14 protein-coding genes and 3 tRNA genes are annotated in these 16256 nt (G+C 59.1%); 14 read left to right on the top strand and 3 right to left on the bottom strand.

Translation table 11 applies throughout. The features are described 5' to 3' along the window. Positions 1–98: 98 nt before the first annotated feature. Complete coding sequence (locus AB0P14_RS00805; RefSeq protein ID WP_363836596.1) at positions 99–1373, top strand: deoxyguanosinetriphosphate triphosphohydrolase; 1275 nt, start codon at positions 99–101, stop codon at positions 1371–1373. Here the strand turns inward: AB0P14_RS00805 and AB0P14_RS00800 are convergent. Next, positions 1370–1750, bottom strand: coding sequence for a VOC family protein (locus AB0P14_RS00800; protein WP_363836594.1), 381 nt, complete (start codon positions 1748–1750; stop codon positions 1370–1372). The genes AB0P14_RS00805 and AB0P14_RS00800 overlap by 4 nt on opposite strands. A 205-nt stretch (positions 1751–1955) precedes the next feature. Here AB0P14_RS00800 and dnaG point away from each other — a divergent pair, with 205 nt between their 5' ends. The 3 genes from dnaG (at position 1956) to AB0P14_RS00785 (ending at position 4206) form a co-directional block, all read left to right on the top strand. Further along, the gene (gene dnaG, locus AB0P14_RS00795) at positions 1956–3869 is read left to right on the top strand and encodes a DNA primase (protein ID WP_363836592.1); all 1914 of its coding nucleotides are present in this window, start codon (positions 1956–1958) and stop codon (positions 3867–3869) included. Positions 3870–3931: 62 nt separating this feature from the next. Beyond that, positions 3932–4007, top strand: a tRNA-Asn gene (locus AB0P14_RS00790). A 126-nt stretch (positions 4008–4133) separates the two neighbouring features. After that, a tRNA-Asn gene (locus tag AB0P14_RS00785) sits at positions 4134–4206 on the top strand. Between the two features lie 435 nt (positions 4207–4641). Here the strand turns inward: AB0P14_RS00785 and AB0P14_RS00780 are convergent. Then, positions 4642–5862, bottom strand: a complete 1221-nt coding sequence (locus AB0P14_RS00780) for a multidrug effflux MFS transporter (protein ID WP_363836591.1) — start codon at positions 5860–5862, stop codon at positions 4642–4644. 319 nt (positions 5863–6181) lie between these two features. Between AB0P14_RS00780 and AB0P14_RS00775 the strand changes: the two genes are divergently transcribed. The 6 genes from AB0P14_RS00775 to AB0P14_RS00750 all read left to right on the top strand — a co-directional run bounded on the left by AB0P14_RS00775 (position 6182) and on the right by AB0P14_RS00750 (position 11510). Continuing rightward, positions 6182–7021, top strand: a complete 840-nt coding sequence (locus AB0P14_RS00775; RefSeq protein WP_363836589.1) for a phage holin family protein — start codon at positions 6182–6184, stop codon at positions 7019–7021. 90 nt (positions 7022–7111) lie between these two features. Further along, positions 7112–7795 (top strand): CDP-alcohol phosphatidyltransferase family protein, encoded by a 684-nt coding sequence (locus tag AB0P14_RS00770; RefSeq protein ID WP_363836588.1) that lies wholly within the window; start codon positions 7112–7114, stop codon positions 7793–7795. Next, positions 7792–8679: a DMT family transporter gene (locus tag AB0P14_RS00765; protein ID WP_363836586.1), complete on the top strand. Its 888-nt coding sequence runs from the start codon at positions 7792–7794 to the stop codon at positions 8677–8679. Before AB0P14_RS00770 ends, AB0P14_RS00765 begins: the two co-directional genes overlap by 4 nt. A 59-nt stretch (positions 8680–8738) precedes the next feature. Further along, positions 8739–9944, top strand: coding sequence for a glycosyltransferase (locus AB0P14_RS00760; protein WP_363836585.1), 1206 nt, complete (start codon positions 8739–8741; stop codon positions 9942–9944). Between the two features lie 72 nt (positions 9945–10016). Beyond that, a tRNA-Ile gene (locus tag AB0P14_RS00755) sits at positions 10017–10090 on the top strand. Between the two features lie 205 nt (positions 10091–10295). Beyond that, positions 10296–11510 (top strand): acyl-CoA dehydrogenase family protein, encoded by a 1215-nt coding sequence (locus AB0P14_RS00750; protein WP_363836583.1) that lies wholly within the window; start codon positions 10296–10298, stop codon positions 11508–11510. A 162-nt stretch (positions 11511–11672) separates the two neighbouring features. Here the strand turns inward: AB0P14_RS00750 and AB0P14_RS00745 are convergent, their stop codons facing one another. Further along, a complete protein-coding gene (locus tag AB0P14_RS00745; protein ID WP_363836581.1) occupies positions 11673–12239 on the bottom strand; it encodes a peptidoglycan DD-metalloendopeptidase family protein in 567 nt (188 codons plus the stop codon). Between the two features lie 346 nt (positions 12240–12585). Here AB0P14_RS00745 and rpsB point away from each other — a divergent pair, with 346 nt between their 5' ends. The 4 genes from rpsB (at position 12586) to frr (ending at position 16137) form a co-directional block, all read left to right on the top strand. Next, positions 12586–13461, top strand: a complete 876-nt coding sequence (rpsB, locus tag AB0P14_RS00740) for a 30S ribosomal protein S2 (protein WP_363836580.1) — start codon at positions 12586–12588, stop codon at positions 13459–13461. A 158-nt stretch (positions 13462–13619) separates the two neighbouring features. Further along, entirely contained in the window at positions 13620–14447 is an 828-nt protein-coding gene (gene tsf / locus AB0P14_RS00735) for a translation elongation factor Ts (RefSeq protein WP_363836578.1), read from the top strand. 248 nt (positions 14448–14695) lie between these two features. Continuing rightward, complete coding sequence (gene pyrH / locus AB0P14_RS00730; RefSeq protein WP_363836577.1) at positions 14696–15457, top strand: UMP kinase; 762 nt, start codon at positions 14696–14698, stop codon at positions 15455–15457. 122 nt (positions 15458–15579) lie between these two features. Beyond that, complete coding sequence (gene frr / locus AB0P14_RS00725; RefSeq protein WP_363836575.1) at positions 15580–16137, top strand: ribosome recycling factor; 558 nt, start codon at positions 15580–15582, stop codon at positions 16135–16137. The last annotated feature ends 119 nt before the right edge of the window (positions 16138–16256 follow it).

Genomic DNA, 16256 nt, shown 5'->3' with positions numbered 1-16256 from the left:
TTATCTAACGGATCGATGTTGGCTGGCGGGGTGGAGGACTGGCCAGCCTGCGGACTTCCGTCCCCGGACCGAGTTGCATTGGCCCTAAACTGGGTTTTATGTCCAATGAATTGCAGTCCGTGTACCTTCCCCACGATCAACAGCGCTGGGTGCCGGAAGCTCCGAAAACAAGTTTCCGCACAGTGTTTGAACGGGACCGGGCGCGAGTGCTGCACTCCTCGGCGCTGCGCCGGCTGGGCGCCAAAACTCAGGTAGTGGCCCCGGACACCGACGACTTTGTCCGCACCCGCCTGACCCACAGCCTGGAAGTAGCCCAGATTGGTCGGGAACTCGGCGGCACGCTGGGCTGCGATCGTGACGTTGTGGACACGGCCTGCTTGGCCCACGATCTCGGCCACCCACCCTTCGGGCACAATGGAGAATCGGTTCTCAACGACCTGGCCCATTCCATTGGCGGCTTCGAAGGCAACGCCCAAACCTTGCGCCTATTGACTCGCCTCGAGTCCAAGGTCTTCACGTCCGACGGCGGTTCGGCCGGCTTAAACCTGACCCGCGCCTCCCTCGACGCCTCAGCGAAATACCCATGGCTGGCCGTGGATGCACCCCTGATCAATGGCCTCCGCACGGGGAAGTTCGGCGCCTACACCGACGATCTTCCCGTGTTCAACTGGCTGCGCGAAGGCGCCCCAGCCGGTAGAACCTGCATCGAGGCACAGGTCATGGACCTCGCCGACGACATCTCCTACTCGGTCCACGACGTCGAAGATGCCATTGTTGCAGGGCATGTGCAGCTCAAATGGCTCGCCAACCAAGACCAGCGCAACCGGGTCCTGGGCTACACCCAACAGTGGTACCTGCCCAACGTGGACGTGGCCGAAATCGATGCCGCACTCAAACGTCTGGAAGCCACGGATGTGTGGGTGCGCCGCGCCGACGGCAGCCGCCGCTCCATGGCTGCGCTGAAGGACATGACCAGCCAACTCATTGGCCGCTTCTGCCAGAGCGCCGTCGCCGCGACCCGTGCCGTGCATGGCACTGGAGCCTTGGCGCGCTACGCCGGCGAGGTAGTGGTGCCGCACGAAACTCTGCTGGAAATCGCCGTCATGAAGGGCCTGGCCACCACCTTCGTCATGACCACCGATCACCGCCAGCCCATCTACCAGCGCCAGCAGGACATCCTCAGTGAATTGGTCGCTGTCCTCAGTGTCACCGGCGACGCGCATCTGGAAACCATGTTTGCCGCCGATTGGCGTGACGCGCACGACGACGCGTCCCGGCTTCGGGTGGTCATCGACCAGATCGCTTCACTGACTGACGTATCGGCGCTTGCGCTGCACGAGCGGCTCGTGGGCACCGAACGGACACTGCTCTAAGACCCCACCGGTTCGGCCCAGCCGGGGCGGGAGATAAGACAGAACGGGTGGCCGGCAGGGTCTGCGAACACCGTTGGCTCGGGCACCGGCTCCAGCGCCACTGCTCCCAGGGCGAGCACTTGGGTCCGGGCCACGGCGAGATCCTCCACCATGACATCCAAGTGCATTTGCTGTGGATACTGCGGATCTGGCCAGCGCGGGGCACGCAGCTCCCGGGCACGCTGAAATGCCAATCCGGAGCTGTGATCGTTCTTGGCCACGACAATAAAGTCGAGGGAACGGTACGTGATGGGTTGGCCGAGCAGCGCCGCATAGAACCTGGCCAAGGCTGCCGGATCGGGACAATCAATCACCAGATGGTGCAGACGGCCGATCATGGGATTCAGGCTAGCACCAGCGTGGCGGCGTGGCGGTGTGGCCACGTGGTTTTTGGCCGGTGCCGGCCACAGGCGCTTCCTGCAGGTGTTTCGTGTCACCGTTTCCGAGGCCTGTAGTTCCTCCACAGCCCCAGCTGGCCGGGCAGCGGCACCCAGTGTCGGGACCCCTGGTCATCGGCGTCGCCAACTCACGTAAACTGGCCCAGTGGCTGGCCTGATTAAACGTGAAGATATTGATGAGGTGCGGAATCGCACCGACCTCAAGGAAATTGTTGACTCTTACGTCACCTTGAAATCGGCGGGGATCGGTTCCTTCAAGGGTCTGTGCCCCTTTCATGACGAGCGCAGCCCCTCCTTCCATGTCCGCCCGCAAATGGGTTATTTCCATTGCTTCGGTTGCCAGGAGAGTGGCGATGTCATCTCCTTCATTCAGAAAATGGATCACATTTCATTTTCTGAGGCAGTGGAAAAACTGGCCGGCCGTATTGGCTACGAGCTGCGCTACGAGGACGGCGGAACCGGACCGCGCCGCGAAGATGTAGGTAAGCGGCAGCGCCTGCTGGACGCCCACAAAATCGCCGGTGAATTCTTCCGCGCCCAACTTCTCACCCCTGCCGCCGCCGCTGGCCGGCAGTTTCTGGATGAGCGCGGCTTTGACCGCGAAGCCGCTGAACGCTTCGGCGTGGGCTTTGCCCCGCAAGGCTGGGACGCCCTCCTCAAACACCTGACGGGCAAGGGTTTCACCCAGGATGAGTTGAAGTTGACCGGCATGTTCTCCGAAGGTCAACGCGGCATTTACGACAGATTCCGCGGCCGCCTGATCTGGCCCATCCGCGACATTGCCGGGGACACTGTGGGCTTTGGTGCCCGTAAACTTTTTGACGATGACCAAGGCCCTAAGTATCTGAACACCCCGGAGACCAGCCTCTACAAGAAGTCGCAGGTGCTGTACGGCATCGATTTGGCGAAGAAGTCCATCGCCTCCAAACGCCAGCTGGTAGTGGTGGAAGGCTACACGGACGTCATGGCCTGTCACCTGGCCGGCGTGGACACCGCCGTGGCCACCTGTGGCACCGCCTTCGGTACCGATCACATCAAGGTCGCCAGGCGACTGCTCTCCGACGACGGGACCGGCGGGGAAGTGGTGTTCACCTTCGACGGCGACGCGGCCGGCCAGAAGGCTGCGCTGAAGGCCTTCGATGAGGACCAACGTTTCACCGCACAGACGTTTGTAGCCGTTGAGCCCTCCGGCGCCGATCCCTGTGAGTTGCGTCAACGAAAGGGCGATGAAGCTGTCCACGCCCTGATCCGCTCACGGCGACCACTCTTTGAATTCGCCATCCGCACCACCTTGGCCAAGTTCGATCTGAGTACGGTTGAGGGCAGGGTCAGTGGCCTACGCGCCTCGGCCCCCGTGGTGGCCTCAATCCGCGACGCCTCCACCCGGATGGGTTACAGCCAGGAACTTGCTGGCTGGCTCGGCATGGCAGATCCCAACGAGGTGCTGCGGGCGGTCAAGGGTGCCGAGCGTCGTGCCCACGCCCAGCCCGGCAGTCAAGGTGCGGGGCAGGGGAACTTCAGGAACGACGTCGCCCGTCATCAGCAGATGCCGGCAGCCGAGGTGGAGCAGGCGCCGCCTACAGTAGCTAGGCCGGATCCGCGAGATCCGCAGGGGCGCATGGAGCGGGAGGCGTTGGAGGTTGTTTTGCAGCATCCTGGGTTCTTGTCCGCGGGGAACTGGCAGCATTTCGCCGCGACGGAATTTGTGGTGCCGGCGTACAAGGCTGTGCAGCAGGGGATTTATCAGGCAGGGGAGTCGCAGGTGGCGTCCTCGCAGTGGCTGGAGGCGGTTCGGGAGCATGTTCCGCCTGAGCTGGGATCGCTGTTGGCTGAGCTGGCGCTGAGCCCGTTGCCGGCCACTCGTGAAGAGACGTTGATGCGATATTGCCGGGATATTTTGCGCCGGCTTTTTGAGCTGCAAATCACACGGCTCAAAGAGGAGCGCTTGGGGGCCCTGCAGCGCATGGATCCGGCTGTTGATCCGGAGAGCTATAACCTGCTCCAGCGCGAGTTAATGGAGCTGGAAACGGCGCGTAGACAGCTTCGTGGGGACGGTTAGGGAGCCTAGAGCGGCCCGATTTCACAACTTGGCAACCCTTTGTTATTGTTGTTCCTGCACGATCCCCTATAGCTCAATTGGCAGAGCGTTCGACTGTTAATCGAAAGGTTCCTGGTTCAAGTCCAGGTGGGGGAGCCAAGACAAAATTGTCTCCGGTCCTATCTGTGGGCCGGAGACAATTATTGTGTTGAGTGTGCGGAAATGATCGGTTTTGATCTAATTTGATTTCAACTGTGAGTTACTGCTAAGATTTACTTGCCGCATTCCCCTATAGCTCAATTGGCAGAGCGTTCGACTGTTAATCGAAAGGTTCCTGGTTCAAGTCCAGGTGGGGGAGCTTTCATAAAAAATCCCCGTACTCCATGTGAGTGCGGGGATTTTTTATTAGCCGCTAGCGCTAACCCCTAACACCTTCTTCCGATCGACATCTTCGAGTCGCCATATCTGGCCCCGAAAATGCGATTAAACGGGCCATATGTGGCGACTCGAGTGCAGGGGTTAGCGGCCAAAATGTGTGTACGGCCCGGGCATGTCAGTGGCTCGTTTCAGTGGCTTCTGCTTCGAAACTGCAGATGATGCGCTGAACCTGTTCGAGACTGCAGAAGACGCGACAAATTCGCGATTTTCATCGCATCATCTGCGTTTTCAAATCTGGGTGGCGTTCTCATATGTGGTGTTCGGTGTTCGCCACGCCGCGCCACGCCACGGCTGGCACAGCATAAAAAGAACCGCAGTCCCCGCCTCAGCAGGGACTGCGGTTCTTTTCGTGGGACTAGATCGCCGGGACCATTCGCGGACGCACAATCACCCAGAGCGCGGTCATCGCCAGCAAGATGGAGCCGCCCATGATGATCGCCATGGGGGTGGCGGTGGCGACGCCGATGAAACCCACGACCGGAGTGATCAGGCCGGCGAAACCAAAGGTTACGGCGCCCAAAAGCGACGCGGCCGTGCCAGCTTGCTTGCTATTGCGCGCCAGACCCATGACCTGGACTGAGGGGAACATGAACCCGGTGGCGCATATGAAGAACCACAGGGGAACAATGACGCCCCACAGACCAAGACCGAGCTGGTCGCCAATAATCATGGCTAAAGCCGCCGCAACTTGAGCCACCGTGGCCCACGCAATGACCCACTGGGGGCCTGTGTGGCGCATGATCCTGGATGCGATTTGGACACCAAGCACCACTCCAACTGAGTTCACCGCGAAGAGGTAGCCATATTGTTGCGGGGTGAAACCGAAGGTGTTTTGGAAAAGGAACGTTGAGGCAGACAGATAGGTGAACAGTGCAGCGAAATTAAACCCGCCCACAAAGAGTGTGCCGACAAAGATTCTGTCGCTGAACACGGCCTTGTAGCGGTCGGCGACAGTCACGCCGTCGGACTTCCGCCTTTCAGGTGGCAGGGTCTCAATGATGAAGACGGAGGCTGCCACAACCACGAGCGCGCCGTACGCGGCCAAGAACCAGAAGATGCCCGGCCAGTCCATGATGCCCAAGAGCTGGGAACCAACCACGGGAGCCAAGATCGGGGCCATGCCGTTGACCAGGGCCATGCGGGAGAGCATGCGTACCAGCTGGTAGCCGCCGAAGAGGTCGCGGACCATGGCCATTGCCACAACACCGCCACCGGCGGCGCCGATGCCCTGGAGGACACGGAAAACGCCCAACATGGTGATGTCGGTGGACATGGCCGCGCCAACAGACGCACCGACATGCAACGCTGTGGCCAGGATCAACGGCATCCGGCGTCCGAATTTGTCGCTGAAAGGGCCCACGACCAGCTGGCCAGCTGCAAAGCCGATCGTCGTTGCGGTCAGGGTCAGCTGGACGGCGGTGGCGCTGACTCCGAACTCCTCGCCGATGATGGGAAATGCGGGGAGATAGAGATCAATGGTGAACGGGCCAAGAGCGGTCAGTAGCCCCAGCACGAGAATATAGATTAGTTTTTGCCTGCGTGACAGGGAGTCGCCGGGGTGAACAGTGCTGGTCAAGTAGAGAATCCTCAAAAATGTGGTGTGCGCGTTGGGTGGGAGAGCGGTGAGAAAGTGCCACCCCCTGAATTATGTTATGCGCTTGTGAAACGGTGCAACTGTGGTCCACTCGGGGCAGATTCGGCCACCTGGGCGGCAGGAAAATCGAGAGCTTTTCCAATCCGTAACGTTGCCGCGGCAGGTGGGCGCCCGCTGCTGGGGTGATGGATGGTAATTTTGTCATTACGGTAGTGCCACCGCGGAGGAGGCGCTACAAAGATTTCGGGTTCGTGACGGTCTTTACCCTTCGACACGAACACACACGATGGAGGCGGACTCAGTGACGGTTGTGGATAAGGATCTGCATATCGCGGCGGACGAAAACTCAAAGGACCACGGTTCTGCCCTGATTGAAGCAGCGAAGACGGCTTCCCGGCTGCTGCCGCGGCAAATAAACGATGAAATTGCTTTGGCCAAGCTGGAGTTGGAACACAAGAAGGCCAAGGTGGGGGGTGTGGCAGTCTTTGCCGCACTGGCTCTGGTGTTCACGGTGTTGCTGGTTATTGCCCTCGTGGTGGCCGCCATCGCTGGCTTGGCCACCGTGGTGCCGCTGTGGCTCTCAGCGCTGATCGTCTGCGGGGCCCTTCTGGTGGTTCTCGGTGTCAGTGCACTCATTGGCTACCTGAAGTTCAAGTCGCTACTGCCGTTGCTGCCCAAACAGGCTTGGCGTGGGATTCGTCACGATATCGGCATCATCAAAGAGGGCCGTGAGTTTGACCCGGCTACTTTGGACCCGGCTGAGCTGAGCAAGGAAGAGAAGAAGGCCGCCGCCGCAGAAGCTGACGCCGCTGCAGCCAAGGAGAAGGCTGAACGCGCTGCCAAGGAAGCCGAGCACGGGCCCAAGGCCAGCGAGAACGAGCTCTTGGCACGCACTGCCGCCCGACGCGAACATCTCTTGGGACTGCGTGAAGAACTCGTCTCCGAGGCCGATGTGAAGAAGCAGGCCACGTACTTGGTGGACACCGCCAAGAATCGTGCGCGGGAGACCATCAATCAGGCCGCCGCCGGTGCGGCCGGCCAGGTAGTCGAAACGGCGAAAGAGCGGTGGAAGCCCTTGGCTGTCTTTGCCGTGTCTGCCACCATTTGTGGACTGCTGCTGCGAAAGTTGTTGAAGAAATAATCCGCGCCCATAGTATGGCGATTCACGGGAGAGGCAGATTCGGTGCTGCGCCAGCAGTCCGAGGTGCTTGTTCCGGGGGAGGTGAGCGACATGGCCGACAGCTCAACAACGCACATTGACTCGTCCAACGCCATTGTCACCATCCCCAACATCATCACGGTAGTCAGATTCCTTGGCACTCCCTTGTTTGTCTGGTTGGTCTTGGCCAAGCAGGAGTATGGCTGGGGAGTCTTTGTGCTGGCCATGATGGGTTGCACCGACTGGATTGATGGCTTTGTTGCGCGCAAACTCAACCAGACCTCGCAGCTGGGCCGGATCATGGATCCGCTGGCCGACAGGGTCGCCCTCGTGGCCGTCACCATCACCTTGGTGCTGGCTAAGATTCTGCCATTGTGGCTGCTATTGCTCTTGGTGATTCCCGACGTCGTTCTGCTGGCGGCAACGCTGTACTTCTTCCGCGGAGACGCGGACCTCAAGGTCACCATGTTGGGGAAGACACGCACGGCTGCGCTCATGGTGGGTACGCCCATGCTGCTGCTGGCCAAAGCCTTGGACTCCGATTTCACGTTTGTGATGGCTTGGGTGATCCTTGCCTCCGGAATGGTCATGCACGTGATTGCCTTCAGCCAGTACATGGTGGCAGTTTTCGCCAAACACCGGGCACTGCATCTGCCGGCTGGCTCGGTTGGCTCGGACGGTTCTGATGGTTCAGACGGTTCTGGCAGTTCAGGCGGTTCAGGCGGTTTAGATGGTTCTGTTGAGGGCCGCCCATGATGTGGGTTGCCGTCTTGTGCGCCGTGGCGGGTGCTTTCTTCCTCGCGTTTGGCGCGCAACGCCAGGGTAGTGCAGTGAAAAACAACACGGGCGGGCTCGCACTGGGCGGGTCCGGTTTTGTGCGCCTGCTGACTAACCCCCGCTGGGTATTGGGTCTGACGCTGCTGGGTATTGGCACAGCCTTGAACGTTGTGGCCCTGACGCTGGGGACCTTGACGGTGGTGCAGCCGATCGGTGCGATAGCTCTGGTGATTACCACCATTGTGAATTCGCGCGATGAAGGGATCCGGCTCAACCGTGCCACGGTGGTTTCTATTACCGCCTGTGTTGCCGGGAGCGCCCTGTTCGTGCTTCTGGCCGTCAATGCGGTCAAGGAGAATACCCACGTCACAACCACTGAAGAACTGACTGTGGTGATGTTGCTAGCTGTGGTTGTCACCATTTTCGGTGGCGCCTTCATCCTGTTCAAACGGCGCCTGAAATCATTTTTCTACATTGTTGGCTCCGGCATGCTCTTCGGATTTGTCGCCGTCTTGACACGTATCATCTCCAAGCAGATCTTCGATCCCAACGGACTGTATCTTCTCAACGTGCAGTGGTATTCGGTGATCGCCATCGCCGCCGCTGGGGGATTGGGCAGCTGGTTCGTGCAGAGCGCGTACGCCAGCGGACCACCTGATTTGGTGATTGCCGGGTTGACTGTCATTGACCCCATAGTGGGAATTGCCATCGGAATTGCCATTTTGGGTGAACTTCATGACGATGTACCCGCCGTGCTGGCGATTGCCATGGCTGGGGCGGCGATCCTTGCTATCGTTGGGGTTATCGCGTTGTCCAGACATCATCCGGATGTGGTGAAGCGGCGTCGAGCTGCAAAGAAATAGCAACGTAAATAATTGAGCCGGCCCGCTGGCCAGTGAAGAATCCACCAGGAGTTTTATCCGTGTCATCAACCCCGAGTGAAAGCGCCCAAAAACCGCTTACCATTTTGATTGCGGCAGATACCTATCCGCCCCACATCAACGGGGCAGCACAGTTCTGTTTCCGCCTAGCGACAGGGATGAAGGCCAGAGGCCATAATGTGCATGTGATGGCATGCCGCGCCGACAGTGGCCCCATGTTTACCGAACAGCGTGCCGAGGCTACTGTGCACAGGCTCCGCTCTCGGTCTGTTCCCACCCATGAGTACTTCCGGATTAGCCTTCCCTGGGAAATCAAGCGAGACATCAAAGCACTCTTTGATGTGATCAAGCCTGATGTGGTGCATGTCCAGAGTCACTACATGATCGGTGAGCACGTTGTGTACGAAGCTGCCCGACGCGGCATCCGAATTGTTGCCACCAATCACTTCATGCCGGAAAACCTCAATCCGTTCCTACCGTTCCCGCAGTGGTTCAAGAACATTGTTGGCAGGGTTTCCTGGCGGGACATGGGCAAGGTCATGAGCCGTGCCGATGTTGTCACAACTCCGACGCCGCTGGCCGCCAAAGCCATGCATGAGCACGCGTTCCTGCGTAAGGTGCTGCCATTGTCCAATGGTATTGAATCGGGCAACTATGAATTGGCCGAGGGCGAAACCATTCCCCGCAACCCCTACCCGACCATCGCCTTCGTCGGTCGCCTGGCTGAGGAAAAACACATCGACGTGCTCATCGATGCCTTGGCCAAGACACCTGCCGATCTGAACCTGCACCTCGTGGTTGTGGGTGGCGGCGAAGTCAAGAACGCGCTCAAGGCTCAGACCGAAAGGCTGGGACTGTCTTCGCGGGTCACCTTTACAGGACTGATCAGCGACGAAGAATTGCGAGAGGTTTACCTCAAAGCCGATCTCTTCGTCATGCCCGGGACCGCAGAACTACAGTCGCTCGTGACGCTGGAAGCCATGAGCGCCTCCACGCCGGTGGTCTTGGCCAACGCCATGGCACTGCCGCACCTAGTGGACGACGGCGTCAACGGCTACTTGTTCACGCCGAACGACAGTGATGACCTGAAAGAAAAGATCACCACCATCATGCGGCTGTCACCGGAAGACCGGGCAGCCATGGGTGCGGCGAGCCACTCGATGGTGGCCCGCCACGGGCTCACCAAGACGCTGGACACCTTCGAAGACATTTATCGTGGCGGAACTTACGAGGATCACGCGGTTTAGCTTCTCATCCTCTAAGATCGTAAGAGTGCTTTTCCCTTGGACCAGATGGTCAACGGGCGAGGCACCTTGCATGGGGCCATAGCTCAGCTGGTTAGAGCGCGGGACTCATAATCCTAAGGTCCTCGGTTCAAGTCCGAGTGGCCCTACATGTAGAGCCGCAGGTCAGAGACTCTTTCGGGAGGAACTGGCCTGCGGCTTTTTCGTTTTGGTGAGAGTTTTGGCCGCTAACCCAGAGTTTTGGTGGGAATCTCGGCTCTGACGCCGCCTCCGTGTTGCCTGTGCCACATCAGATACGGTAAGTTACTCATCAGTAACAAGTTTGGTTTTCCGCCGAACAGCTGGTGTTTACCGATGAGAACAAGCAAAGGAATTTCCGTGCCCAAGGCTGCAGTAGATATTAACAACCTCCCCTACGCCGATGGTGACTTCTATGGATTTGAGCAGCTGCTCTCCGAGAAGGAACGCGGACGCTTGCAGGAACTCCGTGAATTCTTGGCCAAGGAAGTCAAGCCGATTGCCACAGACTGCTGGAACCGCGGTGAATTCCCCATGGAGATCATCCCCAAGTTGGCCCAGTTTGACATGATGAGTCCCGTTCACCGCCAGGGATATTCAAGCCTCTTTGCTGGATTGGCTCATGCAGAATTCACCCGCGCCGACGCCTCGATTGCAACGTTCATGGGCGTCCATGACGGACTGTTCACTGGCTCAATTGAAGCGCTGGCCTCCGAAGAGCAAAAAGCTGCTTGGCTTCCGGACATTTACGCATTGAAGAAAATTGGCGCGTTCGGACTGACCGAACCCCTGGGTGGGTCTGATGTGGCCGGCGGAACCCGAACCACTGCTGTGCGTGACGGCGACAACTGGATCCTCAACGGCGCCAAGCGCTGGATCGGCAACGCTACGTTCTCCGACTGGGTAGTCATTTACGCTCGCGACGTGGCCGATAACCAGGTCAAGGCCTTCATGGTGGACACCACGCTCGAGGGCTACAGTGCCACGAAGATCGAAAATAAGACGGCATTGCGCACCGTCCAGAACGCAGACATTGTTCTAGAGAACGTGGTGGTCCCGCACGATTTCAAGCTGGCTGGTGGCAACAGCTTCCGCGATACCAATAAGGTTCTCAAGGTCACCCGTCTGGCCGTTGCATGGCAGGCAGTCGGTCAGCAGCTGGCCGCCTTTGATGTGACCCGCCGCTACGCCATTGAACGCGAACAATTTGGCCGCCCCATCGCTTCCTTCCAGATGGTGCAGGATCAGCTGGTGAAGATGTTGGGCAACATTGTCGCTTCCACCGGCATGATGGTCCGGCTCTCACAGCTGGAAGACCTTGGTCAGGCTAAAGACGAGCAATCTGCACTCGCCAAAGCCTTCACCACGGCACGCATGCGCGAGACGGTTGCGATGGGTCGCAGCCTCTTCGGCGGCAATGGCATTGTTACCGACTACGAAATCGCCAAGATCTTCGCAGACTCCGAGGCCATCTACTCCTACGAAGGCACCTACGAGATCAACACGTTGGTTGCCGGACGAGCCATCACCGGAATCTCCGCCATCGTATAGCCCGACAGCAGTGTTTATGCGAATTAAATAGAACGCAGAAATAGAACGTAGATGAGTATGGCGCCAGTGAGCAACTGGCGCCATACTCATCTACGTTCCAGTGCGTAAGGAGCCGCAATTGTGCGACGTCTAGTCTGTTGATCATGAGTCGTGCGGCGATGCTCAGTCGATCAATGGCAGCAATACGGATGGGCGCAGATCGAGGATGAACTGAAGGGGATTGAGGTACTGGTCCCCGCGGCGAACGCCCCAGTGGAGGCACGACAGAGTCACGGATCCGTCGCAATGCGTGGGCCCCTCTACATGGCCGATCTCTTGTCCGCGCGTCACGGAGTCACCGGCCTTGAGGGACGTGGTTACGGGCTCAAAACTTAGCCGCAGGCCGTTGTTCACCACGATAGTCACTACTGACCTATTAACTACGACGCCGGCAAAGGTCACTACTCCTGATGCTGGCGCCAGCACCGCTGATCCTTGGGTGGCGGCTAAGTCCACGCCCCGATGGCCCGCCAACCAGGGCTGGGCAGGCGGGTCAAAAGCGTGCACCACCAACGGCTTGCCCACCAGTGGCCAACCCCAGGCGAGGGTTGCCGGGAGGGGAGTGGCCGACGTCGGACTTGAAAGGGGAGCTAGCGAAACGGCCGGAGTGGCTGGCGCGGATCCCGGCAAGAAGACCAGCCCCAGCAATGTGCTGAGAAGAAGTGGCAAGCGGCTGAAGGTGAGGTGCATTTACCTAGCGTGCGCCGAGAGTGGACCCTCCGCGAGGGGAGCATGGGCAAATGTGAGTGGTGCCCCGAAAAAGCGTGCCTGTGGGGGAGTGAAGGTGGTAAGTCGCTAGGGCCGCCTTGTAGTAACATTGACAGAGCAGTGTGCTGTTTGTGCACTGACTACGCGCACCCCACCCTGACGAGGCATCCAAGAATGATCTTGGATCCTGCTGATGGATTGTGCCCATACGGTCCGCCTCACGGCGGTTCATGGAATGCACGATGGGTGCCAGGAGCAAAGGAACCTGACCGGGAAACCGGCGGAACCAAGGCTAAATAACCGTAAATTATCAAAAAGGAGCGTCGGCATGCCCGTCGTAACAATGCGCCAGCTGCTTGACAGCGGCGTCCACTTTGGACACCAGACCCGTCGTTGGAACCCGAAGATGAAGCGATTCATCCTCACGGAGCGCAACGGCATCTACATCATCGACCTGCAGCAGTCACTGTCTTTCATTGACCGCGCATACGAGTTCACGAAGTCCACCGTCGCACACGGCGGAACCGTACTCTTCGTCGGTACCAAGAAGCAAGCTCAGGAAGCCATCGCAGAGCAGGCCACCCGTGTTGGCATGCCTTACGTAAACCAGCGCTGGTTGGGCGGTATGCTCACCAACTTCCAGACGGTTTCCAAGCGTATTGCTCGCATGAAGGAACTCGAAGAGATCAACTTCGAGGACGTTGCTTCCTCGGGCCACACCAAGAAGGAGCTCTTGCTCCTCAAGCGTGAACTGACCAAGCTGCAGACCAACCTCGGTGGTATCCGCAACCTGACCAAGGCACCGTCCTTGCTCTGGGTCGTTGACACCCCGAAGGAACACCTCGCCATCGACGAGGCACACAAGCTGAACATCCCCGTTGTTGCCATCTTGGACTCCAACTGCAACCCTGACGAAGTTGATTTCCCGATCCCGGGTAACGACGACGCCATCCGCTCCGTTGCACTGTTGACCCGCGTTATCGCTGATGCTGTTGCAGAAGGCCTGATCGCCCGCAACAACAAGGCAACCGGCAACACCGAAGCACCGGCTGAGCCCTTGGCTGAGTGGGAGCGCGAACTCCTCGAGGCACCCGCCGCCGAAGCCGCTGTTGAAGCTCCGGCTGAAGCTGCTGAAGAAGCACCGGTCGAGGCTGCTGTTGAAGCACCCGCCGAAGCTGCTGCTGAAGCTGCAACCGAGAAGTAAGAATCTTTTCCCGGTAACTCCGATGGATTCATCCGTCGAAGCTGCCACCTGAGGAACCAGACGCTGGCAGGATCGCACCGCTCACAAGGCAAAGTGGTCCTGCCAGAACTGGCCTAAAACCGATTTACATACTCAAACATTTATTCTGAGGAGTTCATATGGCGAACTACACCGCCGCTGATATTAAGGCTCTGCGCGAGCGCACGGGCGCAGGCATGATGGACGTCAAGAAGGCTCTCGACGAGGCGAACGGCGACGCCGACAAGGCGATGGAGCTCATCCGCATCAAGGGCCTTAAGGGCGCCACTAAGCGCGAAGGCCGCTCAACCGCTGAAGGCCTCGTTGCCGCAGCTGTTGACAACGGTGTTGGCGTCATGGTTGAAGTCAACTGCGAAACTGACTTCGTTGCCAAGGCTGCTCCCTTCATCGAATTCTCCAACAAGGTTCTGGCCACGGCCATCTCCTCCGGTGCAACCGATGTTGAAGCACTGCTGGCCGTTGACGTAGACGGCAAGCCCATGTCCGAGGTCGTCATTGAAGCCGGTGCACTCTTGGGTGAAAAGGTTGCCATCCGCCGCCTTGCACGCGTTGAAGGTGCAACGGTTGACGCTTACCTGCACAAGACCTCCAAGGACCTCCCGGCCCAGGTTGGCGTGCTGTTCGCCGTTGACGGTGACAACCAGGAAGTCGCTCACGACGTAGCCGTGCACATCGCTGCTATGTCCCCGACGTTCCTGACCCGCGACGAAGTTGCTGCTGACGTCGTTGAGAGCGAACGCCGCATCGCCACCGAAACTGCACAGGCAGAAGGCAAGCCTGAAGCGGCCATGACGAAGATCGTTGAGGGTCGTTTGACCGGCTTCTTCAAGGAAATCGTTCTGGTTGACCAGTCCTTCGCCAAGGATGCCAAGAAGAGCGTTGCCGCTGTTCTTTCCGAAGCGGGCGTCAAGCCTGTTGCCTTCGCACGTTTCCGCGTCGGAGCATAATTCTACGTTTCTGAGTTGCACGACTCCGTGCAGCAATCAGGATGTGACGAAGAAGGGGTGGCCGCAAACTGCGGTTGCCCCTTCTTTGCGCCCAAGCATCGGATATGATCTTAGACGCACCCCTACAGTCGACACCGCCCCGGCAGAGTACATCTGCACGAGACATTAAAAGCACAACGGCACGCAGCCGTTGGTGTGAAGTAAACACCTACACCAGCAGCCAAGAATCTGTACCCACGGAAGGCACTATGACCACGAATATTTCGCAGACAGAGCAGAGCAGCGCAGCACCTACAGCGGGGGTGGCCAAACGCCGTCGTGTGCTGTTGAAGCTCTCCGGCGAGGTCTTTGGCGCAGGCAAGCTCGGTGTTGATCCGGAGACCATCCGCGGCATCGCCAAGCAGATTGCCAGCACTGTTGGCCAGGTCGAGGTGGCCATTGTTGTAGGCGGTGGAAATTTCTTCCGGGGCGCCGAACTCTCCGCCTCCGGGATGGACCGCTCCCGCGCGGACTACATGGGCATGCTGGGCACCGTCATGAACTGCCTGGCCCTGCAGGACTTCCTCGAGCAGGCGGGTGTGGATACCCGTGTTCAGAGCGCCATCACCATGGGCCAGGTCGCAGAAGCCTACATCCCACGGCGTGCCATTCGCCACCTCGAGAAGGGCCGCGTGGTCATCTTCGGCGCCGGCGCCGGCTTGCCGTACTTCTCCACCGATACTGTTGCCGCCCAGCGCGCGCTGGAAGTCCACGCCGACGAGGTACTCATGGCCAAGAATGGTGTTGATGGCGTCTATACCGCCGATCCCAAGAAGGACCCCACCGCCGTCAAGCTCGATAGCCTCAGCTATGACGAAGCCATGGCCCGCGACATCCGTGTCATGGACCAGACTGCCTTCAGCTTGTGCAAGGACAACAACGTGAACATGCTGGTCTTCGGCATGGAAGGCGAAGGCAATGTAGCCCGCGCCATTCTCGGTGAAGAACTGGGTACCCGGGTCACCCCGTAAATATCGCTAGACCTGCCCAGTGGCGGGGCGCTGTGGCGCGCCCGTCACGGTAGGATGGGTTCAGAATTGCCGTGGGCATGTGCCGCGGAAAGAAGTAAAGACACTTATTGAGGGAGAGACGCGTGATTGAAGATACCTTGCTCGAGGCTGAGGAAAAGATGGACAAGGCCGTTGAGGTAGCCAAGGAGGAATTCTCTGCGGTGCGCACCGGCCGAGCCAACCCCGCCATGTTCCATAAAGTCATGGTGGAGTACTACGGTTCGCCCACCCCCTTGCAGCAGCTGGCATCCTTCGCAGTGCCGGAAGCTCGCACCTTGCTCATCACACCGTTCGACAAGACGGCGTTGCATGACATTGAGCGCGCACTGAGCTCATCCGAGGTTGGCGCAAACCCCTCCAATGACGGCAATGTCATCCGCATCATGATGCCGGAACTGACGCAGGAACGCCGCAAGGAATACGTCAAGATTGTCCGCACCAAGGGTGAGGATGCCAAGATATCGGTCCGCAACATCCGCCGCAAAGCCAAGGAGCAGCTGGACAAGCTGGTCAAGGATGGCGATGCCGGTGAAGACGAGGGTAACCGCGCCGAAAAGGAATTGGATGCGCTGACCAAGGCCCACACAGACAACATCGATGAGTTGCTTAAGCGCAAGGAAGTCGAGCTTCTCGAGGTCTAATGAAGGACCCAAAGCGCACGCCGGCAGGCTCTGATCAGGAGCCTGCCGCGGCAAAACCGGACGTCCGGCTGGTGCCACCGCCAGCTGACTATCAATTTCCCACGCGGAAAGCGCGCCGT

The sequence above is a fragment of the Specibacter sp. NPDC078709 genome (assembly GCF_040686795.1).
In the GTDB taxonomy this organism is placed as follows: domain Bacteria; phylum Actinomycetota; class Actinomycetes; order Actinomycetales; family Micrococcaceae; genus Specibacter.
This window is presented reverse-complemented; position numbering and strand designations above follow the sequence as displayed.

Coding starts and splice junctions, on each gene's coding strand:
- AB0P14_RS00770 (WP_363836588.1), top strand. CDS start 7,112: ATGGCCGACAGCTCAACAACGCACATTGACTCGTCCAACGCCATTGTC.
- pyrH (WP_363836577.1), top strand. CDS start 14,696: ATGACCACGAATATTTCGCAGACAGAGCAGAGCAGCGCAGCACCTACA.
- tsf (WP_363836578.1), top strand. CDS start 13,620: ATGGCGAACTACACCGCCGCTGATATTAAGGCTCTGCGCGAGCGCACG.
- AB0P14_RS00750 (WP_363836583.1), top strand. CDS start 10,296: ATGAGAACAAGCAAAGGAATTTCCGTGCCCAAGGCTGCAGTAGATATT.
- AB0P14_RS00805 (WP_363836596.1), top strand. CDS start 99: ATGTCCAATGAATTGCAGTCCGTGTACCTTCCCCACGATCAACAGCGC.
- rpsB (WP_363836580.1), top strand. CDS start 12,586: ATGCCCGTCGTAACAATGCGCCAGCTGCTTGACAGCGGCGTCCACTTT.
- AB0P14_RS00765 (WP_363836586.1), top strand. CDS start 7,792: ATGATGTGGGTTGCCGTCTTGTGCGCCGTGGCGGGTGCTTTCTTCCTC.
- AB0P14_RS00800 (WP_363836594.1), bottom strand. CDS start 1,750: ATGATCGGCCGTCTGCACCATCTGGTGATTGATTGTCCCGATCCGGCA.
- AB0P14_RS00745 (WP_363836581.1), bottom strand. CDS start 12,239: ATGCACCTCACCTTCAGCCGCTTGCCACTTCTTCTCAGCACATTGCTG.